The sequence below is a fragment of the Curvibacter sp. GW821-FHT01G03 genome (assembly GCF_059422285.1).
Genome location: NZ_JBWKWP010000007.1, coordinates 86,122 through 108,582, shown reverse-complemented (window position 1 = coordinate 108,582; position 22,461 = coordinate 86,122). Strand labels below are relative to the sequence as shown.

Here is a 22,461-nt window from a genome sequence, read left to right as displayed (position 1 = left end):
TTCTTCCCAATCCGGCACCGATTTGCCGATCTCGGACAGTTGGCCCGATTTTGGCGAGGCGACGATGCCGCAGCCTCTGCGGGCGTTGTCCGAAGGGCTGGAGGGCGAAGAAACGCAACCCGATTTTCTGGAGTTTGATGTCCCGGACACCACGGCCCCGATGCCGATGGAGTCCATGTTTCCGACGCCGGACACGGGCCATCTGGCCTTGCTGAGAGACTGGCCGCATGCTGTCCTGGCACTCGAAATGGGGCGTGAGCCTCGCTTGCTGTTCTGGAATCAGCAGGCCGAGAACATGCTGGGATACGAGTCTCTGGACCTGGTGGGCAATCCGCTGGGTTTGACACTCTTGTGCCCTGATCAGGATTATCGAACCCGTAAATTGTCCGAGTTGCAGCAGTTGGGCGCGGCCGGTGTTGATCTGGAGTGGACGCTGACCTGCCGGGACGGGCAGAAACTGCGTTTGGCGTGGTCTCTTTTGCCCATGTTGCAGACGCAGGGTGTGTCCAGGGTGTTCTGGTTGGTGGGGGTTGATGTCAGCCGGCGAGCGTTGACCGAACAGGCTTTGCGCGGGCGGGACCGATTGTTGCGCTCGCTTTTCCGGCACCTGCCTGACATGGTTTATCTGAAGGATGGCAGGGGCACTTGGCTGATGGCCAACCCCGCCGCTCTGGCGGTGGTGGGATTGACGGAGGCCCAGGCCATTGGGCACAACAACCTTGAGCTGGCGGACCGGGGCTCGCCGATGGCAGCCGCATTGCGTTTGAGTGCGCTCAATGAGGAAGCCACTTGGCAGACGGGCCGTGCTTCCCATCTGCAAGAGGTGGGAGATGACGCTCAGGGCATGGCGCGATCGTTCGATGTCGTACGGGTGCCTAGTTTTGCCCGGGATGGCAGTCGTTTGCACATGTTGGTGATTCGCCGCGACGTCACGGAGCAGCGAACCGCTGCCACCAAGCTGGAGCTGGCGGGGCGTGTGTTGGACCAGGGCAGTGACGGCATCGTGATCTGTGATGCCGATCGCCAGGTCATGATGGTCAACCAGGCGTATTCGGACATCTCCGGATTTGCGGCCGACGAGACGGTAGGCCGCACGTACAAGTTGCTGGCCGATGGGCAGCATGATGAAACATTTCAAGCCTCCATCTGGACTGCCGTGCACGAACATGGCCGGTGGAGCGGTGAGGTCTGGGGTCGGCGCAAGACGGGCGAGGTCTATCCGCAGTGGTTGATCCTGTCGGCGTTGCGCCACCGGGCCAGTGGCGAGCTGACCCACTATGTCGCAGCCATCTCTGATCTGAGCTCCCGCAAGGCGGCCGAGGAGAAAATTGCTTTTCTGTCCACCCGTGATGTGGTCACAGGCCTGCCCAACCGCACCCAGGTGGCCATGCGGGCCGAGGTGGCGCTGGATCGCGCCCGCATCGAAGGCGATGGTGTGGCCTTGCTGGTGGTGGACATCGACAATTTCAAAACCCTCAACGATTCACTGGGGCATGCGGCGGGCGATTTTCTGTTGCGTGAAATTGGCCAGCGGCTCCAGCATTTCGGCGGTGGGCAATCGGTGGTGGGGCGTTTGAGTGGTGACGAGTTTCTGTTGATGCAGGCCGGCATCAAGACCACCACGGACGCGGCCCACCTGGCCAGCGCCATGATGGAGGCCGTTGCGCAGCCGGTGACATTCGATGGCCTGCCTGTGAATGTGTCCCTGTCGGTCGGGGTGGCGATGTTCCCCTCCGATGGGGATCGTTTTGACACCTTGTTTGGCCGGGCTGATGCGGCCATGTATGCGGCCAAGCGAGGCGGGCGGGCCGCCTATCAATTCGCCACGGCCAGCATGAATGATGCGGCGCTGGAGCGCCTGCAACTCGAGGCCGCCCTGCGTGCGGCCATTGAACAAGAGGCCTTGCGGCTGGAGTATCAGCCCCTGATCGAGTTGTCTTCTGGGCGCATGGTCGGGGTCGAAGCGCTGTGCCGCTGGGACGACCCGGAGCGTGGCTCGATTCCACCGGGTGTGTTCATCCCCCTTGCCGAAGACTCGGGCCTGATTCAGTCATTGGGACGCTGGGTGCTGCGCGAGAGCACACAGCAGTTGAAAGTCTGGCATGACGCTGGTCACACCGAACTGTTGATGGCCGTGAACCTGTCGGCCCGGCAGTTTCAGCATGGGGCGGTGCTGACCCAGGTTGAGGAGTCCTTGGTGGCCTCGGGCATCAACCCGGCGCGCCTGGAGCTGGAGCTGACCGAGAGTGTGCTGCTGCACGATGGTGAAGCGGTGATGAACACCCTGCGGCAACTCAAGGCGCTGGGCGTGAAGCTGTCAATCGACGACTTTGGGACCGGGTATTCCAGCTTTGCCTACCTGCGGCGCTTCAAGTTCGACAAGATCAAGATTGATCAATCGTTTGTGCGCGACCTGATCGACGACCCGGAAGATGCCGCCATTGTGCGCGGCATCATTTCGCTGGCCATCAGCCTGGGCTTGGCCGTGCTGGCCGAAGGTGTTGAAACCGATGCCATCGCGCAGCGCCTCAAAACACTCAAATGCACCTATGCGCAGGGTTACCACTTCGCCAGGCCCTTGCGACCAGGGGCTTTGGCAGAGCAGTTTCTGGCCGAAGCGGGTTGAGCCGCCTGCCAGCAGGGGCCGCTCACCGCAGGCCGAAAAGGCCCCCTTTGTCGGGGGCTGCTGCCATCAGGGGTTGGTCATCACCAGCTTGCCCATCACGCCGCGTGACCCCATGTGGGCATAAGCCGCCTTCAGGTCAGACATCGGCATGGTGCGATCGATCACGGGCTTGATCTTGCCCTGGGCATACCACTGAGCCAGTTCAGCCATCATGGCGGCATTGGCTTGTGGTTCCCGGCGGGCAAAGTCGCCCCAGAACACCCCCACCAAAGAGGCGCCCTTGAGCAGGGGCAGGTTCAGCGGCAGGTTGGGGATCGGGCCTGAGGCGAAACCCACGACCAGGTAGCGACCGCGCCAGGCAATGGAGCGGAACGCGGGTTCGGCAAAGTCGCCGCCCACGGGATCGTAGATCACGTCCGGGCCTTTGCCACCTGTCAGGGCTTTGATCTTCTCGCGGAAGGCATTGGGCACGCTGTCGACGCTGTAGTTGATGGTCTCATCGGCGCCGATCTGTTTGCACAGGGCGCATTTCTCATCGGTCGAGGCCGCTGCAATCACCTTGGCGCCTGCGGCCTTGGCAATCTGGATGGCGGCGGTACCCACGCCACCCGCCGCGCCCAGCACCAACACGGTTTCACCCGCCTTGAGTTGGGCCCGGTCCACCAGGGCATGCCATGAGGTGGCATAGATCATGATGAAGGCAGCGGCGTCAACGTGAGGGAACCCCGCCGGCAATGGCATGCAGAGGGCGGCTGGTGCCAAGGTGTGGGTGCCAAACCCGCCGGTACCCGAGAGGCAGGCGACGCTGTCGCCCACCTTCAGGTGCTTGACCCCTTCGCCCACGGCGGCCACCACGCCGGCATATTCCGAGCCTGGAACAAAGGGCAGCGGGGGCTTCATCTGGTATTTGTTCTGCACAATCAGCAGATCCGGGAAGTTCAGGCTGGCCGCCTTGATCTCGATCAGCACCTCGCCCGGCTTGGGGCTAGGGGTGGGCAGTTCCTTCCAGCTGAGGGCGTCCACGCCCACGGGGTTCTCGCAAAGCCAAGCATGCATTCGAATGTCTCCTGAATTTCAACCCAAAATCATAGGTGGGCTGTCTGGCGCGGGTGTGTCGCTGTAGCGACGGCTTTCAAGCCGGGTGCGCCTGCTCACGAGGGGCACCCTACAATCCGCTGTCCATCCATCAGACCATGAAAATCCTCCTTTCCAACGACGACGGCTACCAGGCGCCCGGCATCGTGGCCTTGTACGAAGCCCTGAAATCCATTGCCGATGTTGAGGTGGTGGCGCCGGAGCAGAACAACAGTGCCAAGTCCAATGCGCTCACGCTGCATTCGCCGCTGTATGTACACCGTGCTGCCAATGGCTTTCGCTTTGTCAACGGCACGCCAGCCGACTGCGTGCACATTGCGCTCACGGGGCTGTTGGGCTATCGGCCCGATCTGGTGGTGTCGGGCATCAACAATGGTGCCAACATGGGGGACGACACGATTTATTCAGGTACCGTGGGTGCGGCCATGGAAGGCTACTTATTCGGTATCCCGGCCATCGCGTTTTCCCAGGTGGAAAAGGGCTGGGCCGAGTTGGATGCTGCAGCCCGCAAGGCTCGCGAGATGGTCGAACAGATCCAGTCCCAATCCATGATCGGCGCACAGCCCTGGTTGTTGAACGTGAACATGCCCAATCTGCCCTACGACCAGTTCAAGCCGGTGCGTGTGTGTCGCCTTGGGCGCCGTCATGCGGCCGAGCGTGTGATCACCCAGGAAAGCCCCCGTGGGGAGACCATGTACTGGATTGGTGGAGCGGGCCCGGCCAAGGACGATTCCGAGGGCACCGATTTCCACGCCACCGCTCAGGGCCATGTCGCCATGACACCGCTGAAGGTGGACCTGACCGATCACGACTTGCTGGGGTATTGGTCCCAGACGGCGGCCAAGCTGCATCAGCCCCAGGGAGCGCGTTCGTGAACCGCCGCCCTGGCTTTCCGGCGCGCCTGGATCAGGCGGTGGCGGCGCCCCGCCCCTCAGGGGCGCCAGCGCCCGTGCCGACCCGTGGGGTTCGCGCTCCGGAGCGAGGCAGCCCGTGGTCTGCACCTGCCGGGTTGGGCATGGATTCCCAGGCGGTGCGCCAGCGCATGGTGCAGAAACTGGCGGCACAAGGGATCCAGTCGGCCAGTGTGTTGGCCGCCATGGGCCAGGTCGAGCGCCACGCATTTGTCGACAGTGGCCTGGTCAATCAGTCCTACGAGGACACCAGCCTGCCGATCGGCCTGGGCCAGACCATCTCAAAACCGAGCGTGGTGGCCCGCATGCTGGATCTGCTGCTGCAGGCCCCCATCGTGGCCCAGGGCGGTCTGGGGCGGGTGCTGGAGGTGGGGACAGGCTGTGGCTACCAGGCCGCGGTGTTGAGTCTGCTGGCGCGTGAGGTGTATTCCATCGAGCGCTTGCGCGGCCTGCACGAAAAAGCCCGTGACAACTTGCGGCCCATGCGCCTGAGCAACCTGCATTTGCTGCTGGGCGATGGCATGGAGGGCTTTGCCAAAGGGGCCCCTTACGCGGGCATCGTGGCCGCGGCAGGGGGCGATGCTGTGCCCCAGGCGTGGTGTGATCAACTGGCTGTTGGCGGGCGCCTGGTGGCCCCCACGGTGATGGCCGCCGGCAAGCAGGCTCTGGTGGTCATTGACAAGACAGCCCAGGGGCTGCAGCAGACCGTTCTTGAGGCGGTGCACTTTGTCCCTCTAAAATCAGGCATTGCTTGAAGGAAAGACATACTTATGCGGGGTTTGCAAGGGCGGAGTGTTTGGTGGACTGTGGCGGTGCTGGGCCTGTTGCTGACAGGATGCGCCTCCAAGACGGGACGCCAGGCGCCTGTCGAAGAGCGTGGCCCGCAATCGGTCAATTCGGCATCGGCTCCGGCGCCGGCTGTGGTGCCCCCCAAGCCTCTTCCAGGTGCCGAGAATGCCGGCAAGCCGGGCTACTACACCGTCAAACCTGGCGATACCTTGATTCGCATCGGGTTGGAGTCCGGGCAGAATTGGCGCGATCTGGTGCGCTGGAATGGCCTGGACAACCCCAATCTGATTGAGGTCGGCCAGGTCTTGCGCGTGATACCGCCCTCGGCGACGGTGGCTGAAAGCGGCGCTGTGACTCGCCCGGTGGGCAACCCGACGGTCACGCCGACCAATGGGGGTGCGTCCGGGGCTGCCAAGGCCGGTACCGCCGCGCCGGCTGCATCGGGTTCGACCGCCGCGACAACCCCAACGGCGCCCGCCGCGCCGGCTGCCCCGGCCGAGGACGATCCCGGCTTCATGTGGCCTACAGGTGGTGCCTTGCTGGCCGGCTTTGATGAAGCCAAGAACAAGGGCCTGGACCTGGCTGGCAAGGCCGGCGACCCGGTGCTGGCTGCTGCGGATGGGCGTGTGGTGTACGCCGGCGCTGGATTGCGGGGCTACGGCAACCTGATCATCCTGAAACACAACAACACCTTCCTCACGGCCTACGCCCACAACCAGCTTTTGCTGGTGAAAGAAGACCAGGCGGTGCGCAAGGGGCAGAAGATCGCTGAGATGGGGAACAGTGACTCTGACAGGGTGAAGCTTCATTTCGAGATCCGGCGGCAGGGCAAGCCGGTGGATCCCTCCCGCTACCTGCCCAACCGCTAGCCCAAAAGGTCGACCCATCATGACCGTGCGCAACGATGAACCTGTTCCTGGTGAGTCTGATGCGCATGAGGAAGCGCCTGCAGACGACGGATTGCTCGCTGCGGATGCGGGGCTGGATGGGGAGGCCGTGGCAGCCTCTTTGGCCCCCTTGCCCGCCGATGTGGAGGGGGGCGATTCGCTCGCGGTCTATCTGAGGGAGGTGCGGCGCAAGCCCTTGTTCACCCCGCAGGAAGAATTGGCGGTCGCCACCCGGGCCAGGGCAGGCGATTTCGAGGCCCGTCAGTCGATGATCGAGCACAACCTGCGCTTGGTAGTGAGCATTGCCAAAGGGTATGCCTCACGTGGCGTTCCCATGTCCGATTTGATCGAAGAGGGCAATCTGGGGCTGATGCATGCCATCGACAAATTCGAGCCTGAGCGGGGTTTCCGTTTTTCGACGTATGCCACTTGGTGGATTCGCCAATCGGTTGAGCGGGCGGTGATGAACCAGGGGCGGGTGGTGCGCCTACCGGTACACGTGGTGCGCGAACTGCAGCAGGTGCTGCGGGCGAGGCGCTCGCTTGAAAATGACCCCAGCTTTGTGGCGCGCCGGCCCGACGGGGTGCGCGCTGAGGATGTGGCGGCATTCCTGGGGCGTGAGGTGCAGGAGGTGACTGAACTCCTGGCCATGGCTGAGGCTCCCAGATCCCTGGATGCTTCACTGGATCGTTCCGGGGACGATCACACCCTGGGCGACACCCTGGTGGATGAGTTGGCGACCGACCCCAGCGGCCTGACCCAGGAACATCAGGTCGAGCGCCTGTTGGACCGCTGGGTGGATGGTTTGTCCAGCCGCGAGAAAGAGGTGCTGACTGGGCGTTTTGGCTTGCATGACCGTGAGCCTGAGACCCTGGAAGTCTTGAGCGAACGCCTGGGGCTGACCCGGGAGCGGGTGCGCCAGATTCAGAACGAGGCTTTGTTCAAACTCAAGCGCCACCTGGCACGGCACGGCATCTCACGCGATGCGTTGTTGTGATCCGTTGATGGGGATGGCGTGACGGGCCGCCCATGAGAGCCTGTTCACGAGAACAGGCTCTGAGACAATCGGGGCATGACAACCGTTTCCGAGCCCCACATCACCGACGACCCGAGCTCCGGGTTGCTGCCTCCCGCTGACACCCCAGCCAGCGCCGACCTGCCACCGGGCTGGCTGGCCATCGAATCACTTGACCTTGAAGCGCAAGGGGTCGCCCGTCGCCCCGATGGCAAGGTTGTGTTTGTCGATGGCGCATTGCCGTTTGAGCTGGTCAGTGCTCAGGTCAACCGCAAAAAGAACAATTGGGAGCAGGCCACCCTGACTGAAATCCACCGAGAGTCTTCCCAGCGCGTACGCCCTGGTTGCAGCCACTTTGGATTGCACGCCGGTGCCTGTGGGGGCTGCAAGATGCAGCACCTGCATGTGGGGGCTCAGGTGGCCGTCAAGCAGCGTGTCCTCGAGGACAACTTATGGCATCTGGGCAAGGTCAAGCCCGAAACCTTGCTGCGGCCGATTGAAGGCCCGGCCTGGGGCTACCGTTACCGTGCGCGCCTGTCGGTGCGCCATGTCATCAAAAAGGGGACGGTGCTGGTGGGTTTCCATGAGCGCAAGAGCCGCTATGTGGCCGACATGAGCGAGTGCCCTGTGTTGCCACCCCACGTGAACGCCATGCTGCTGCCTTTGCGTGCCTTGGTGGCCTGCATGGAAGCCCGAGACACGTGCCCGCAGATCGAACTGGCGTGTGGGGACGATGTCACTGCGCTGGTCCTGCGGCATCTGGAGCCCCTCAGCGAGGGCGATCTGGCACGTTTGCGTGGGTTCGCTGCCGAACATGGGGTTCAATGGTGGTTGCAGCCCAAGGGGCCCGATACGGTGCACCTGCTGGACCCTGAAGGGCCGCAGTTGGCCTATTCGCTGCCTGAGTTTGGCATCGTCATGCCTTTCAAGCCGACCGATTTCACCCAGGTGAATCCTCACATCAACCGGGTGCTGGTCAGCCGGGCCCTGCGCTTGCTGGATGTGCGCAAAGACGAGCGCGTCATCGACTGGTTCTGCGGTCTGGGCAATTTCACCCTGCCGCTGGCCACCCAGGCCCGCGAGGTGCTTGGCATCGAAGGCAGCGAGGCGCTGGTGGCACGTTCGCGCACCAACTATGCCGGCAATCAGGCATCAAGGGTGGAGGCGCCTTTGTGCCCCACCGGTTTTGTGGCCCGGAATTTGTTTGAAATGACCCCCGACATGCTGGTGGCCGATGGCTATGCCGATCGATGGCTGGTGGATCCGCCTCGTGAGGGGGCCTTTGCACTGGCCAAGGCATTGTCTGATCTGCACCAGCAGCATCTGCTACAACCCGGCAGCCTGCCTGAGGGCTGGACGGCCCCGAAGCGCATCGTGTATGTGAGTTGCAACCCGGCGACGCTGGCCCGAGATGCTGGGCTGTTGGTTCATCAGGGGGGCTATCGTTGCACCGCGGCGGGCGCCGTGAACATGTTCCCGCACACGGCCCACGTGGAAAGCATGGCCGTGTTCGAGCGCACCGCAGCCTGGGATTGAGCGCAGGGCCGCCTTGGTCGCGGCCCTCAGTGCTTGTCGCTGCCCTTGCCCTTCTTGGGTTTGGGTTCGTCTGCCTCGGCGGAGGCCTTGCTCTCCGCGCCTTCGGGGGGCGAGGCCGTCGGAATCGGTATGACCGAAGGGGCACCTTCGATCTTGTTGTCCCGCATGTATTGGTCCATTTCTTTCCAGCCATCAAAAATGGCGGATTTGGGGGCCTTGGGGTTCAGTGTGTAACAGTCTTCAATGCCACGCTGGGCGTAACGACAGGCGCCACCTGTGGCTTTGGCATCGGCCTCGCGCTGAACGACCTTCGGATCGGGGCCGAGGCCCGGAATGTCACAACCCGCCAGCATCAGCAAGGCAGGGGCGAGGATCAGCAGACGGCGCGCAAACATGATGAAGCCTGGTCAGAGTGTCTATGAGGATTATCGGCGTCACCTGAGGCGAGTTGAGCCAGGTTCATCGTTGACATGAAAAAAGGCCCCGCAGGGCCTGTTTTTTATCGCGGCACGCTTGCTGCCAACTCAACGTTATTCGCGTTCGCCGCCGAAGATACCCAGCAGTGCCAGCAGGTTCTGGAACACGTTGTACAGGTCCAGGTACAGCGACAGGGTGGCCGAGATGTAATTGGTTTCACCACCATCGATGATCTGCTTGATGTCATACAGCATGTAGGCGCTGAAGATGCCGATGGCGGCCACGGACAGGGCCAACATGCCTGCAGAGGAGCCGACGAACGCATTCACCAAGCTGCCCACCAGCAGGACCAGCACACCCACGAACAGCCACTTGCCCAGGCCCGAGATATCACGCTTGATCACGGTGGCCAGGCTGGCCATCACGAAGAACACACCGGCCGTACCACCGAAGGCGGTCATGACCAGTTCCGGGCCGTTCTTGAAGCCCAGCACCATGGCGATCAGGCGCGACAGCATCAGCCCCATGAAAAAGGTGAAACCCAGCAGCACCGGAACCCCGGTGGCCGAGTGTTTGGTTTTTTCGATGGCGAACATGAAGCCGAAGGCCCCAGCCAGGAAGACCACCAGGCCGATACCACCGGACAGCATGGCCGACAGGTTGGTGACGACGCCGATCCAGGCTCCCAACACGGTGGGGACCATGCTCAGGGCGAGCAGCCAGTAGGTGTTGCGCAGCACGCGATGCCGCTGCTCTTGCGACAAAACATTGCCATAACCCACCGACAGGTCGATGTTTTGGAAAGGTTGGTTCATGAATGAATCTCCTTGGGGAACGGCCAGAACTTGGCTTCTAAGGCATTCTAAGTGGGGACGATGAGGTGATTCTTAAAGACCCGCCTGTCAAAGGTTGGCATGCTGTCCAAATAGTGAAAATTGTTTTTCATCTAGCATCCCCCGGTGCCGGCTGAGGTGCCGCTATCCTTGCTTCTTTTCGACCACCATCAAAGGTTTTTCATGCAAACCAAGTCCGTTCTTGAACTCTCCGATGTCAAAGCCATTGCCGCAGCTGCTGAAGCAGAAGCCCTGAAGAACAAGTGGGCCGTGACCATTGCCATCGTGGATGACGGTGGACATCTGCTCTGGCTGCAACGCCTTGACGGCGCGCCGGCCATCTCGTCGCACATCGCACCGGCCAAGGCGCACACGGCCGCGCTGGGCCGCCGTGAAACCAAGGGTTACGAAGACATCATCAATGGCGGGCGCTACGCCTTCCTAACCGTGCCCAAGGTTGAGGGCCTGCTGGAGGGTGGGGTTCCTATTCTCAAGGACGGCCACTGCATCGGCGCGGTGGGTGTGAGCGGCGTGAAGTCTTCGGAAGACGTTCAGATCGCCAAGGCAGGCATTGCCGCCGTTGGCTTGTAAGCCTCTCGTCGCCAAGCCACCCGATGCGGTGGCTTGGCGTTGGGGATCCCATGTGCAAAAGCCGCTGACCCTCTTCGGGCAGCGGCTTTGTTTTGGGGGCGGCAGCACATCGGGCAGCTGCCGCATGGGCTGTGCCGCGAGGTGTGTGCCTGGGCTTCAGTTTTTGGGCTCGGTGATGAAGCCGATTTTCTTCAGCCCTGCATGCTGAGCGGCTGCCATGGCCTGGGCCACGCGTTCATAGCGAACCTCGCGATCACCCCGGATGTGCAACTCTGGCTGAGGCTCTTTGGCCGCGTTCTGGGTCAGCATGGCCTCCAGTGCAGCATCGTCGATTCGAGTCTCATTCCAGAAGTAGCTGCCATCGGCAGCGACTGACAGACGAATGGTCTCTGGTTTGGCGGCCTCGGGCTGGTTGCTGGCACGGGGCAGATCAACGTTCACCGAGTGCTTCATCACCGGGATCGTGATGATGAAGATGATCAGCAGCACCAGCATGACATCCACCAGGGGGGTCATGTTGATTTCACTCATCACCTCTTCAGAGTCTTCCTGACGTCCGAAGGCCATGATCAGACCCCTTTCTTGAGGGCCACCACGCTGGTGTTGGCACCGCTGTGAACCCGCGCTCCTGTCACGAAGAAGGCGTGCAGGTCATGGGCGAAGCTGTTGAGTTTGTTGAGAATGGCCTTGTTGCCTCGAACCAATGCGTTGTAGCCCAGCACGGCGGGAATGGCCACGGCCAATCCCAGGGCCGTCATGATCAATGCCTCCCCGACGGGGCCGGCCACTTTGTCGATGGTGGCCTGGCCGGCCGAGCCGATGCCCAACAGCGCGTGATAGATGCCCCACACGGTGCCAAAAAGGCCCACAAAGGGTGCCGTGGAGCCCACGGAGGCCAGCACGGCCAAGCCACCCTGCAGGCGAGCTGTGAACTCGTCAATGCCGTTGCGAAGGCAGCGGGTCACCCAATCACTGACGTCAAGGCTGTCGTGCAGATGCACCTTGGTGTTGCTGTGGTGCGCGGTGGCATCGCGCCCATCCAACGCCAGTTGGCGGAAGGGGTTGTCCGCATCGGTCCCCAGGCTGTTGAGACCGGCGCTCAGATCGGGGTTGTGCCAGAAGTCTTCGGCCGCGCGGGCGAACTTCTTGTATTTGATGATGTCCAGCGCCTTCAGGATGATGACGATCCAGGAGGCCAGCGACATGCCCAGCAGCAGCAGCGCAACGGTCTTGGTGACCAGGTCGCCTTGGGCCCAAACGTGGGCGAGTCCGAATTCGGTTTCCATTGAAAAGTGCTCCGTGAATTATTCGAGAACGAAATTGAGGGGAACCTGAAACCACATGGTTTCAGGGACACCACCGCGTTTGCCGGGCACGTAGCGCCAGCGCATCACGGTGGTCAAAGCGGCTTGGTCCAGGCGGTCAAAGCCGCTGGATTGCTTGATTTCTGCTTTTTGCGGCAGACCGTCTGCGCCGATCAGCACGCGCAGGATTACCTTGCCTTGTTCGCCCAGGCGCTTGCTGATGGCCGGGTAGGCAGGCTTGGGGTTTTGCAGGTAGTCGGCATCGCTGGAGGGCAGTTCGACCTTGGGCGGGGCCGGTGGCGCAGGGGGCGCTGGCGGCGCGGCAGCCACTGGCGCCGCCACCGGAGGGGCGGGTGGTTGAGGGGTGCTGACCCCTGTCGGCGCAGCAGGCGCTGGCGTGGGATCTGCAATGGCCACGGGTTGAGGGGCCGGCGGCAGCGGCGTGGGGCGGGGTGCCACCGTTTTGGGCTGGGGTACCTTGGGCACCGGAGCCGGGGGCGGTGGCGCCTTGGGGGCAGGCGGTTCGATGAGCTCGCTCAGGACTTCGGCTGGAATGATGACTTCGACCGCGCGTCGGATCAGGCCGCTTTGCAGTCCCCACAATGCCAGGGCATGAAACAGAAGCACACCACCGATGACCGCGCTGTTGCGACTGATTTTGGGACGTGCGGGAATGGATTGGGCGTGCATGGTCAGGGGTTGTGCGGGGTACCGAGTCTGGGGTTGGGGCGGGCCCTGTCCGTCATCGACGAAACACCCACCAGGCTGAGCCCAGTACGAGAATCAGACCGCCACCGAGAGTTGTGATTGTTGCCATGCTCGACCTTCCGTGAAGTGGGTGGCGAGCTGAATGGCCTGCCCCGGCATGTCCGCACGGAGTGCGGCAATCGGATGGGCAGCATTGCACTGATCCACCACGCTGCGTGCGCAACTCTCACACCGGCCACACTGGGTGGCGACACCGAGTTCAAACTGGATTTCATCGAAACCCAGCCCCGCTTTGGCGTGGCGGACAATTTCTCGGTCGGAGACGCGACGGCATACACAGACAATCATGGCAGACAGGCGGTTTGGGCTGGCTGTTGAGGATGATGTCAGTATAAATGCGAATCTGTCGCATTTGCAATAACCTCTCGAAAATCCAGGTCGCAAACCATTTTTCATGGCTCGGCTGCCCCTTGGCGCTCGTGGCAGGCTAACCATGAAAAAAGCCGACCTGAGGTCGGCTTGGCGGAGTGCTGGTCTGGCTTACTTGACGTGCTTGCCGATCAGGGCAGCAAGTTCAAACATCGAAACCTGAGCCTTGCCAAAGATTTCCTTGAGCTTGGCGTCGGCATTGATCAGGCGCTTGTTCAGCTTGTCTTGCAGATCATTTTTCTTGATGTAAACCCACAGCTTGCTCACGATCTCAGTGCGCGGCAGGGGGCTGTTGCCCACCACGGCGGCCAAGGCTGCGCTGGGGGTGAGGGCCTTCATGAAAGCCGCATTGGGGGTGCGCTTTTTGGCAGGAGCTGCAGCCTTCTTGGCGGGCGCAGCAGCCTTCTTGGCAGGAGCAGCAGCCTTGGTGGCCGGTGCTGCCTTGGCCGCTACCTTCTTGGTGGCGGGCGCAGCAGCCTTCTTGGCGGGAGCAGCGGCCTTGGTTGCCGGCGCGGCCTTTTTGGCAGGCGCTTTTGCCGGGGCTTTCTTTGCAGTTGCCATGATTGAATTTTCCTTCTGGAAGTTGATTAATCACCAGCCAAACACTGCGTTCTCGCTGGCATACCGGATGCTAATGGAGAAAAAACGGCTTTCCAAGCGAAAACGCATATTTTTCAGTGCACTCTGTTGCGCCTTTGTGTCCGCAAAGCCAATAAGGGCGCGGGTTTCGCGCATTCGGGGTGCGCTGAGGTCACTGCAGGGCCTCCGGCCATGGGTCTCCGCGCTGGCACGCTGGCACGAACTGTCGGTGGTCGGGGGCGTCTGAGCGGCACTTTTGTATGCTCTCGATCAGGCTTGTCAGTGGCGTTGGCAAGTCGTTTTCATCTCGTACATGCCATGAAAGGTCACTCTCCATGTCTTCTCTGCCTGCGGTCATCAGCACCTGCGATCTTTGTGACGAACACAAGAACGACGATTCGGGCCACTTTCGCGTGCTGCCTCCAGTGTTCAAGGCCTTTGGTGGCCGGACGGTCTTCCATGGGCCGGTGTGCATCGTCAAGGTGTTTGAAGACAATACCTTGGTGAAGCAGGCCGTCGACTCACCAGGCGAAGGGCGCGTGCTGGTGGTGGATGGGGGCGCCTCTTTGCGTCGTGCCTTGGTGGGGGGTAACCTGGCCAAGGCGGCCGCACGCAATGGCTGGGCTGGCATCGTGGTGGATGGTTGCGTGCGTGATGTGGCCGAACTCAATGCAGAGGCGGTCGGGATCCGGGCGCTGGCCTTGATGCCCCTGGCCACTGAGAAGAGAGGGGAAGGGCAGCGTGATGTTGCTGTTCAGATCCAGGGGGTGTGGGTACGTCCGGGCGATTGGCTGTATGCCGATGCCGACGGCATCGTGATCAGCTCGACATCTTTGACCTGAGCGTGTCAGGATGGCTTGGGGCTGGATGCCGCAGGGCTGGCGTCGGGCAGGGTGGCCAACACGACCCCGGCCAGCGCAATGCCAAAGGCCAGCATCTGCAACAAGGTCATGGGCTCGCCCAGAAACAGGACTCCCACGGCCGCCGCAGTGATCGGTAGCATCACTGTGAACAGGCCTGCGTGCGCAGCCGGGATGGTGCGCAATCCGGTCATCCACAGCCACACTGTCCAGACGCTTGCGGCCAGCGCGTAGAACACCAGTAGCAGCCAGTAGGCGGGTGGCACGCTGGCAAAGTTGAATGACATGGCTTGGTACAGGCCTAACGGTGTGGCCAATGCCAGCCCCCAGAGGTTGATCAAGGCGCTGATGCGTCGTGCACTCAACGCGCCGGTCAAGCGCTTGCCGATCACTGCGTAGGCGCTTTCGCACAGCACGGCGCCGACGATCAGCAGGTTGCCCAGCCAGTGTGATTCAGTCGACGCTCCGCTTGCATCCGTGCCCGGGCGCACCAGGGTGAACAGCGTGATGCCCGCCACGGCCAGGCCGATGGCCACGGCCACGCGAGGGGAGATGCGCTCTTTCAGGAATATCCAGCTCAACAGTGCCACACAGGCCGGAATGCCCGACATGATCACGCCAGTGGCCACCACCGAGGTCAGCTTGACACCGTTGAGCATCAGCACCGAGAAGAGGAAATTGCCCAGCAGGGATTCGAGGAACACCAGACGCTTGGTTGCGCTGCTCATGCGGGGTTCGTCGGGGGCGCGTCTGATCCAGCGCAACATGGCCACGGCACCGATGCCAAAGCGCAACCAGGCCAGCAGGAAAATGGGCAAGACAAGAGTGAGGGGCTTGGAAAGCGCCACATAGCTGCCGACCAATGCCATGCTGGCGGCCAGGCAGACACATGCCAGCCAACGGCTGGGGCCTGCCACCAAGCGGGGTGAAGCGTGCTGCATTCGTTACAACGTTCAAAGGAGTTGGATTGAAAACCGAAATCATGCCCGAGGAGCGGGTGCCCCGTGGCGTTCCGGCGTCGCTTGTGTTCGTGTACGGCACCTTGCGCAAGGGTGGTAGCAACGACATCAACCGCCTCGTTCCGCCGCCGGCCTTCTGCGGGTGTTCCATGGTGCCGGGGCGGCTCTTTGATCTCGGGGCCTATCCGGGCTTGCTTTTGGCAAACGGTCCCGACGAAGGGGGCAGCGCCGTTTCGGGTGAGGTGTATGCCATCGAGCCAGCACTGGAGCGGCAACTCGACCTCATTGAAGGCATACAGGGGCGGCCCGATGACGAGTATTTCCGCCGTCAGGTGTCGGTCAATGTCGAGGGGCAGAGTTGCGTTTGCCTGGTCTATGAGATCAACCCCGAGCGCGTGAATGGCCATCCATTGATCGATCACGGAGACTGGATCGGACACGTGGGTGGCGTGGTGCCCTGACGGCACCTGGACATTTGTCATGGCTTTTCACGCTACGGGTTTTGCATTTCTTATTGTGAAAATAGCCAATTGCTGCACTGCACATTAAATCCTGTCATGAGAAATTTGATTTCATAAAGAGAAATCAAAGTTGTAAGTTATTGATTTTTATAAAAAATAAAAAAGTCTTCTATAAGACATAAGATTGATTCTGACTCTTATAGAAGACTTAAAGTTCTCTCAACGCCAGCGAACTTGCAAACGCAACAAAGTTGGCACCATTCAACCAACCAGGAGTGATCACATGTCGCAATCTCTCAATTCCCAACTGAGCCGCCAGCAGCAAATCGAAGCCCTCGAAAAGGATTGGGCGCAGAACCCCCGTTGGAAGGGTGTCAAGCGCAACTACAGCGCTGCTGACGTGGTGCGTCTGCGCGGTAGCCTGTCGATTGAGCACACTTTGGCCAAGCGTGGTGCCGAAAAGCTGTGGGACCTGGTGAACGGCAGCGCCAAGAAGGGCTATGTCAACTCGTTCGGCGCAATCTCTGCTGGCCAAGCCATGCAGCAAGCCAAGGCGGGTCTGGAGGCTGTGTACCTGTCGGGCTGGCAAGTGGCTGCTGACGGCAACACTTCCGAAACCATGTACCCGGACCAGTCGCTGTACGCCTACGACTCGGTGCCCACCATGGTTCGCCGCATCAACAACACTTTCAAGCGTGCCGACGAAATCCAGTGGGGCCGCGGCATCAACCCCGGCGACAAGGAATTCATCGACTACTTCCTGCCCGTCGTGGCGGATGCTGAAGCCGGCTTCGGCGGTGTGCTGAACGCTTTCGAACTGATGAAGAACATGATCGCTGCAGGCGCTGCAGGCGTTCACTTTGAAGACCAACTGGCGGCCGTGAAGAAGTGTGGTCACATGGGCGGCAAGGTGCTGGTGCCCACCCAGGAAGCCTGCGAAAAGTTGACCGCTGCCCGCTTTGCCGCCGACGTGATGGGCGTTTCCACCATCGTGCTGGCCCGTACCGACGCCGAGGCTGCCAACCTGATCACCTCGGACCATGACGCCAACGACAAGCCTTTCCTGACCGGCGAGCGCACCCAAGAAGGCTTCTACCGTGTCAAGAACGGTCTGGAACAAGCCATCAGCCGTGGTGTGGCCTACGCCCCGTACGCCGATCTGGTGTGGTGCGAAACCGGCACGCCTGATCTGGGCTTTGCCCGTGAGTTCGCTCAAGCGGTGCACGCTGCCTGCCCTGGCAAGCTGCTGTCGTACAACTGCTCGCCTTCGTTCAACTGGCGCAAGAACCTCGACGATGCGACCATCGCACGCTTCCAGGACGAATTGTCGGCACTGGGCTACAAGTACCAGTTCATCACCCTGGCAGGCATCCACAGCAACTGGTACAACACCTTCAAGTTTGCTCACGCCTACGCCCGTGGCGAAGGCATGAAGCACTATGTCGAAATGGTGCAAGAGCCCGAGTTCGCTGCCCGTGAACAAGGCTACACCTTCGTGTCGCACCAGCAAGAAGTGGGCGCAGGTTACTTTGACGACGTCACCACCGTCATCCAGGGCGGCTCGTCCTCGGTGAAGGCTTTGACTGGCTCGACCGAAGAAGAGCAGTTCCACTGAGCGCCTGAGCGCTGCTGAGCAAGGCCCGGCGTGTCCGGGCCTTTTTTCGTGGGGTGATGAAGCTGATGTGAGGCTCGCGCTAAAATCATGGCTATTCCCTGTGTACAGGGTCACCCACTGGCAAGAGCGAGAAAGGCATCTTGGTTATGACACCGCGAACTACTTCGGAGACTCCTTCGGCTCAATGAGCCACTGGTTCGCGCCTGCTCACCTGTTTTCTGCTCCACTGAACAAAGCGCGGCCTTCCCCGCGCTTTTTTTGCGCCTTCACGGATTCAACTCACAGACATCATGATTCAGATCACGCTTCCCGACGGTTCCAAACGTGAATACCCCGGCCCGGTCACGGTGGCCGAAGTGGCTGCCTCCATCGGCACCGGCCTGGCCAAGGCCGCCCTGGCCGGCAAGATTGGCGACAAGGTGGTGGACACCAGCCATGCCATCACCTCGGACAGCCCGCTGTCCATCATCACAGCCAAGGATGCGGATGGTCTTGAGGTGATCCGCCATTCGACCGCCCACTTGTTGGCTTATGCCGTCAAGGAGCTCTTTCCGGATGCTCAGGTCACCATCGGGCCTGTCATCGAGAACGGCTTTTACTACGACTTCTCCTACAAGCGTCCTTTCACGCCTGAGGACTTGGCCGCGATTGAGAAGCGCATGTCCGAGTTGGCCGCCAAGGATGAGCCAGTCGTGCGCCGCGTGTTGCCGCGTGATGAGGCAGTGGCGTACTTCAAGGGCATCGGCGAGCACTACAAGGCGGAGATCATTGCCAGCATCCCCAGCAATGAGGACGTTAGTCTGTACCGCGAGGGTAATTTCGAAGACCTCTGCCGTGGTCCTCACGTGCCGAGCACCGGCAAGCTCAAGTTTTTCAAGTTGATGAAAGTGGCTGGCGCCTATTGGCGTGGGGATCATCGCAACGAAATGCTTCAGCGTGTCTACGGTACCGCCTGGGCCAGCAAGGATGACCTGCAGCAGTACCTGACGATGTTGGAGGAGGCCGAGAAACGAGACCACCGAAAGCTTGGTAAGGAGCTTGATCTCTTTCACATCGACGAGCATTCGCCGGGGACCGTGTTCTGGCACCCCAAGGGTTGGACGGTCTGGCAGGAAGTCGAGCAATACATGCGTCGTGTCTATCGCGACAACGGCTATCAGGAAGTCAAGGGACCGCAAATCCTGGATCAGGGCCTGTGGGAGAAGACGGGGCACTGGGACAAGTACCGTGAGAACATGTTCACCACGGAGTCCGAGAAGCGGGACTACGCGCTCAAGCCGATGAACTGCCCGGGCCACATCCTGATCTTCAAGCAGGGTATCAAGAGTTACCGTGACCTGCCGCTGCGGTTTGGGGAGTTTGGGCAGTGCCACCGCAATGAACCCACGGGTGGGTTGCACGGCATCATGCGCGTGCGGGCGTTTACCCAGGACGATGGGCATATCTTCTGCACCGAGGATCAGATTCAGAGCGAAGTCATTGCGTTCACGACCCTGCTGCAAAAGGTCTACAAGGACTTTGGATTCAAGGACATCATCTACAAGCTCTCCACCCGTCCCGAAAAGCGGATTGGCTCTGAGGAGAGTTGGGATCGTGCTGAGAATGCGTTGGCCGAGGGGTTGCGCGCATCGGGCTGCGATTTTGAATACCTGCCGGGTGAGGGTGCCTTCTATGGTCCAAAGATCGAGTACACGCTGAAGGATGCGCTGGGACGTCCTTGGCAGTGCGGCACCATTCAGGTGGATCCGAACATGCCGGAGCGCCTGGATGCCGAGTTTGTCGGTGAGGATGGTGCTCGTCACCGTCCGATCATGTTGCACCGAGCCATCGTGGGTAGCCTGGAGCGATTCATCGGAATCTTGATCGAACAACACGCTGGCGCGTTGCCCACGTGGCTGGCTCCGGTGCAGGTTTCGGTGCTCAACATCACCGATTCGCAGGCCGATTACTGCCGTGAACTGGTCAAAATGCTTGAGAATCAAGGGCTTAGGGTCCAGTTAGATCTGCGCAACGAGAAAATTACGTATAAAATACGCGAGCATTCGTTGCAAAAGCTGCCTTACATCTTGGTCGTGGGTGACAAAGAGAAGGCTGCAGGTGCCGTTGCGGTACGCGCCCGGGGTAACAAAGACCTCGGAGTGATGTCGGTGGAAGCTTTCGTTCAAACGATCGCTTCAGACATCGCCTCTAAAGCTTGACGTCGAGTCAATGATCGCTTTAGCTGACGCGTTGCCGTCGGCTAAAGCTGCATGTGCAGCCATTATTTAAAGGACACTAGCCATCGCTACTGAATTTCGTGATCGTCGCCAGCGGGAAGAGCGCAAGCACCGTCTGAACCGTGAAATCATGGCTCCGGAAGTTCGACTCTCCGGTCCGGAAAACGAGCCCATCGGCATCGTCAGCCTTGCGGAAGCGCTTCGCATGGCGGGTGAGTTGGATGTGGATCTGGTTGAAATCGCGGCCACTGCGAACCCGCCAGTCTGTCGTTTGATGGATTACGGCAAGTTCAAGTACCAAGAGCAGAAAAAAGCTGCTGAGGCGAAGTCCAAGCAAAAAGTCATCGAGGTCAAGGAAGTCAAATTCCGTCCCGGCACTGATGATGGTGACTACAACATCAAGATGCGCAACATCAAGCGTTTTCTTGAAGACGGCGACAAATGCAAGATCACCTTGCGATTCCGTGGGCGTGAGATCACGCACCAGGAAATCGGCATGGCCTTGTTGCAGCGCATTCGGGACGAGCTGGCTGACCTGATCGTGGTCGAGCAGTTCCCCAAGCTGGAAGGGCGGCAGATGATCATGATGATCGCCCCTGGAAAGCGCAAACCCTCTGCAGCCAAGGCTGTTGAGGCGGGCGCTGCAGCTGCATCGGTTTGATCAAAGCAGAACACTGAAGCCTTGCGCAAGCAGGGTTTCGGCAGGCGGCTGGCAGTGATGCCTGCTGTCCAGGTGACGGGGCTATCCCTGTTGCCGACCAAGTGGCTCGGGGCCATCAAGGCTGCAATCAGTTTGCAGACGCCTCACGAGCACAATGTAAAAGGAGCATGAACATGCCCAAAATGAAGACCAAGAGCAGCGCAAAGAAGCGCTTCCGTGTCCGTCCGGGTGGTACCGTCAAGCGCGGTCAAGCCTTCAAGCGTCACATCTTGACCAAGAAGACCACCAAGAACAAGCGTCACCTCCGCGGTGCTGTGGCTGTGCATGAGACCAACATGGGTCACATGGCGCAGATGCTGCCCGGTGCTGGCCTGTAATCAACTGACGAACAAGGAGTAATTCAATGCCTCGCGTCAAACGTGGTGTAACGGCTCGTGCCCGTCACAAAAAGGTTCTGGCCCTCGCCAAGGGTTTCCGTGGTCGCCGCGGTAATGTTTTCCGCATCGCCAAGCAGGCGGTGATGAAGGCTGGGCAATATGCCTACCGTGACCGCCGTACCAAGAAGCGTGTGTTCCGCCAGTTGTGGATCGCCCGTATCAATGCCGCTGCACGTGAACTGGGCCTGACCTACAGCCAGTTCGCCAACGGCCTGAAGAAGGCTTCCATCGAGATCGACCGCAAGATGCTGGCCGACCTCGCTGTGCATGACAAGGCTGCCTTCGGCAGCATCGTGAACCAAGTCAAGGCCAAGCTGGCTGCTTGATTTTTCACGGCTACGCCCCGCCTTGTGTGGGGCGCTGCGAACAAGAAACAAGGGCTAGGGCTTTGCACAAAGCTTTAGCCCTTTTTCATTGACAAGAGATTTTATGAACGAGTTGGACGCACTGGTCGACAGCGCCAGACAAGGTTTCGAGCAAGCTGCTACCCCGGCAGACCTGGAGAACGCCAAGGCGGTCTTTCTGGGCAAGTCGGGTCGCATCACCGAGTTGATGAAGGGCTTGGCGAGTTTGTCGATTGATGAGAAGAAGGCCCGAGGCGCCGTCATCAACCAAGCCAAGCAGGCCATTGAGGCCGCGCTGAATGCCCGTCGCCAGGCGCTTGCAGACGCCGAACTGGATGCCCAACTCAAGGCCGAGGCGCTGGATGTGACGCTCGCCGGACGTCAGGCCGGGCAGGGCGGTTTGCACCCTGTGTCGCTGACACTCGAGCGCATCGAAGGCATTTTCGGTTCGATGGGCTTTGATGTGGCTCAGGGGCCTGAGATCGAATCCGACTGGTTCAACTTCACGGCGCTCAACACGCCTGAGGACCACCCGGCCCGCTCCATGCACGACACTTTCTATGTCGAAGGCGGGACTGCAACGGCACCGAATCTGTTGCGTACGCACACCAGCCCGATGCAAATCCGCCATGCAGTGCAACATGTGAACGCGCATCGTCATCTGCTGGATGCCGGTGAGACCATGCCTGAGATTCGGGTCATCGCGCCTGGCCGCACTTACCGCGTCGACAGCGACGCCACCCATTCGCCGATGTTCCATCAGTGCGAGGGCCTTTGGATCGGCGCCAATGTCAGCTTCAAGGATCTGAAGGTCGTCTTCACGGATTTCTGCCGCACCTTTTTTGAGTCGGACGATCTGGTGCTGCGCTTCCGCCCCAGTTTCTTTCCGTTCACCGAGCCCAGCGCCGAGATCGATATTCAGTTCCAGAGTGGCCCCTTGGCGGGGCGCTGGCTCGAGGTGGCGGGGTCGGGGCAGGTGCACCCCAACGTGGTTCGCAACATGGGATTGGACCCTGAAAAGTACATCGGCTTTGCCTTTGGCATGGGCCCGGATCGACTGACCATGCTGCGCTATGGCGTGAACGATCTGCGCCTGTTCTTTGATGGCGACATCCGCTTCCTGTCCCAGTTCCAGTAACCCGTTTTGAGGCCTTGGCGGGCCGCGGTGCTCATGATGCGCCGCCTGTG

At 60.8% G+C, this 22,461-nt stretch carries 24 protein-coding genes; 15 read left to right on the top strand and 9 right to left on the bottom strand.

Annotation, left to right across the window (positions count from 1 at the left end):
• The first annotated feature begins 64 nt into the window (after positions 1 to 64).
• Positions 65 to 2,626: a sensor domain-containing protein gene (locus AC07VS_RS11540; protein ID WP_494750993.1), complete on the top strand. Its 2,562-nt coding sequence runs from the start codon at positions 65 to 67 to the stop codon at positions 2,624 to 2,626.
• Positions 2,627 to 2,692: 66 nt separating this feature from the next.
• On the opposite strand, the gene AC07VS_RS11535 is transcribed toward AC07VS_RS11540, so the two are convergent.
• Positions 2,693 to 3,682, bottom strand: coding sequence for an NADPH:quinone oxidoreductase family protein (locus AC07VS_RS11535; RefSeq protein ID WP_492345113.1), 990 nt, complete (start codon positions 3,680 to 3,682; stop codon positions 2,693 to 2,695).
• A 137-nt stretch (positions 3,683 to 3,819) separates the two neighbouring features.
• Between AC07VS_RS11535 and surE the strand changes: the two genes are divergently transcribed.
• From surE to rlmD, 5 genes are all read left to right on the top strand, one after another.
• The gene (gene surE, locus AC07VS_RS11530; protein ID WP_492345114.1) at positions 3,820 to 4,596 is read left to right on the top strand and encodes a 5'/3'-nucleotidase SurE; all 777 of its coding nucleotides are present in this window, start codon (positions 3,820 to 3,822) and stop codon (positions 4,594 to 4,596) included.
• Positions 4,593 to 5,387 carry a protein-L-isoaspartate(D-aspartate) O-methyltransferase gene (locus AC07VS_RS11525; RefSeq protein WP_492345115.1) on the top strand — a complete coding sequence of 265 codons (795 nt, stop codon included), beginning with the start codon at positions 4,593 to 4,595 and terminating at the stop codon, positions 5,385 to 5,387. Before surE ends, AC07VS_RS11525 begins: the two co-directional genes overlap by 4 nt.
• Before the next feature lie 15 nt (positions 5,388 to 5,402).
• Positions 5,403 to 6,290, top strand: a complete 888-nt coding sequence (locus AC07VS_RS11520) for a peptidoglycan DD-metalloendopeptidase family protein (RefSeq protein WP_494750992.1) — start codon at positions 5,403 to 5,405, stop codon at positions 6,288 to 6,290.
• A gap of 19 nt (positions 6,291 to 6,309) precedes the next feature.
• A complete protein-coding gene (gene rpoS / locus AC07VS_RS11515) occupies positions 6,310 to 7,305 on the top strand; it encodes an RNA polymerase sigma factor RpoS (RefSeq protein WP_494750991.1) in 996 nt (331 codons plus the stop codon).
• Positions 7,306 to 7,380: 75 nt separating this feature from the next.
• A complete protein-coding gene (rlmD, locus tag AC07VS_RS11510) occupies positions 7,381 to 8,859 on the top strand; it encodes a 23S rRNA (uracil(1939)-C(5))-methyltransferase RlmD (protein WP_494750990.1) in 1,479 nt (492 codons plus the stop codon).
• 26 nt (positions 8,860 to 8,885) lie between these two features.
• On the opposite strand, the gene AC07VS_RS11505 is transcribed toward rlmD, so the two are convergent.
• Both AC07VS_RS11505 and AC07VS_RS11500 read right to left on the bottom strand, forming a co-directional pair.
• On the bottom strand, positions 8,886 to 9,254 hold the full coding sequence (locus tag AC07VS_RS11505) for a hypothetical protein (RefSeq protein WP_492345119.1): 369 nt from the start codon (positions 9,252 to 9,254) through the stop codon (positions 8,886 to 8,888).
• A gap of 135 nt (positions 9,255 to 9,389) precedes the next feature.
• Positions 9,390 to 10,091, bottom strand: coding sequence for a Bax inhibitor-1 family protein (locus tag AC07VS_RS11500; RefSeq protein WP_492345120.1), 702 nt, complete (start codon positions 10,089 to 10,091; stop codon positions 9,390 to 9,392).
• Between the two features lie 201 nt (positions 10,092 to 10,292).
• Between AC07VS_RS11500 and AC07VS_RS11495 the strand changes: the two genes are divergently transcribed.
• Positions 10,293 to 10,700: a GlcG/HbpS family heme-binding protein gene (locus AC07VS_RS11495; RefSeq protein ID WP_492345121.1), complete on the top strand. Its 408-nt coding sequence runs from the start codon at positions 10,293 to 10,295 to the stop codon at positions 10,698 to 10,700.
• 156 nt (positions 10,701 to 10,856) lie between these two features.
• Here the strand turns inward: AC07VS_RS11495 and AC07VS_RS11490 are convergent, their stop codons facing one another.
• From AC07VS_RS11490 to AC07VS_RS11470, 5 genes are all read right to left on the bottom strand, one after another.
• Positions 10,857 to 11,267, bottom strand: coding sequence for an ExbD/TolR family protein (locus AC07VS_RS11490; RefSeq protein WP_492345122.1), 411 nt, complete (start codon positions 11,265 to 11,267; stop codon positions 10,857 to 10,859).
• 2 nt (positions 11,268 to 11,269) lie between these two features.
• Entirely contained in the window at positions 11,270 to 11,986 is a 717-nt protein-coding gene (locus AC07VS_RS11485; protein ID WP_492345123.1) for a MotA/TolQ/ExbB proton channel family protein, read from the bottom strand.
• Positions 11,987 to 12,004: 18 nt separating this feature from the next.
• Positions 12,005 to 12,694, bottom strand: coding sequence for an energy transducer TonB (locus tag AC07VS_RS11480; RefSeq protein ID WP_492345124.1), 690 nt, complete (start codon positions 12,692 to 12,694; stop codon positions 12,005 to 12,007).
• 93 nt (positions 12,695 to 12,787) lie between these two features.
• Positions 12,788 to 13,060, bottom strand: coding sequence for a (2Fe-2S)-binding protein (locus AC07VS_RS11475; protein WP_492345585.1), 273 nt, complete (start codon positions 13,058 to 13,060; stop codon positions 12,788 to 12,790).
• Positions 13,061 to 13,252: 192 nt separating this feature from the next.
• On the bottom strand, positions 13,253 to 13,702 hold the full coding sequence (locus tag AC07VS_RS11470; protein ID WP_494655530.1) for an SWIB/MDM2 domain-containing protein: 450 nt from the start codon (positions 13,700 to 13,702) through the stop codon (positions 13,253 to 13,255).
• A gap of 353 nt (positions 13,703 to 14,055) precedes the next feature.
• On the opposite strand from AC07VS_RS11470, the gene rraA reads away from it, so the two are divergent.
• On the top strand, positions 14,056 to 14,562 hold the full coding sequence (gene rraA, locus AC07VS_RS11465) for a ribonuclease E activity regulator RraA (RefSeq protein ID WP_494750989.1): 507 nt from the start codon (positions 14,056 to 14,058) through the stop codon (positions 14,560 to 14,562).
• Positions 14,563 to 14,567: 5 nt separating this feature from the next.
• Here rraA and AC07VS_RS11460 read toward each other — a convergent pair whose 3' ends face one another.
• Positions 14,568 to 15,449: a DMT family transporter gene (locus AC07VS_RS11460; protein ID WP_494750988.1), complete on the bottom strand. Its 882-nt coding sequence runs from the start codon at positions 15,447 to 15,449 to the stop codon at positions 14,568 to 14,570.
• A 98-nt stretch (positions 15,450 to 15,547) separates the two neighbouring features.
• Here AC07VS_RS11460 and AC07VS_RS11455 point away from each other — a divergent pair, with 98 nt between their 5' ends.
• From AC07VS_RS11455 to pheS, 7 genes are all read left to right on the top strand, one after another.
• The gene (locus AC07VS_RS11455) at positions 15,548 to 16,000 is read left to right on the top strand and encodes a gamma-glutamylcyclotransferase family protein (RefSeq protein ID WP_492345128.1); all 453 of its coding nucleotides are present in this window, start codon (positions 15,548 to 15,550) and stop codon (positions 15,998 to 16,000) included.
• A gap of 283 nt (positions 16,001 to 16,283) precedes the next feature.
• Positions 16,284 to 17,615 (top strand): isocitrate lyase, encoded by a 1,332-nt coding sequence (aceA, locus tag AC07VS_RS11450; RefSeq protein WP_492345129.1) that lies wholly within the window; start codon positions 16,284 to 16,286, stop codon positions 17,613 to 17,615.
• A gap of 290 nt (positions 17,616 to 17,905) precedes the next feature.
• Complete coding sequence (thrS, locus tag AC07VS_RS11445; RefSeq protein WP_492345130.1) at positions 17,906 to 19,813, top strand: threonine--tRNA ligase; 1,908 nt, start codon at positions 17,906 to 17,908, stop codon at positions 19,811 to 19,813.
• Positions 19,814 to 19,895: 82 nt separating this feature from the next.
• Positions 19,896 to 20,492: a translation initiation factor IF-3 gene (gene infC, locus AC07VS_RS11440; RefSeq protein WP_492345586.1), complete on the top strand. Its 597-nt coding sequence runs from the start codon at positions 19,896 to 19,898 to the stop codon at positions 20,490 to 20,492.
• A 173-nt stretch (positions 20,493 to 20,665) separates the two neighbouring features.
• Positions 20,666 to 20,869 (top strand): 50S ribosomal protein L35, encoded by a 204-nt coding sequence (gene rpmI, locus AC07VS_RS11435; RefSeq protein ID WP_027475501.1) that lies wholly within the window; start codon positions 20,666 to 20,668, stop codon positions 20,867 to 20,869.
• A gap of 26 nt (positions 20,870 to 20,895) precedes the next feature.
• A complete protein-coding gene (gene rplT, locus AC07VS_RS11430) occupies positions 20,896 to 21,255 on the top strand; it encodes a 50S ribosomal protein L20 (protein ID WP_027475500.1) in 360 nt (119 codons plus the stop codon).
• Between the two features lie 103 nt (positions 21,256 to 21,358).
• Positions 21,359 to 22,411, top strand: coding sequence for a phenylalanine--tRNA ligase subunit alpha (pheS, locus tag AC07VS_RS11425; RefSeq protein ID WP_492345131.1), 1,053 nt, complete (start codon positions 21,359 to 21,361; stop codon positions 22,409 to 22,411).
• Positions 22,412 to 22,461 lie beyond the last annotated feature (50 nt).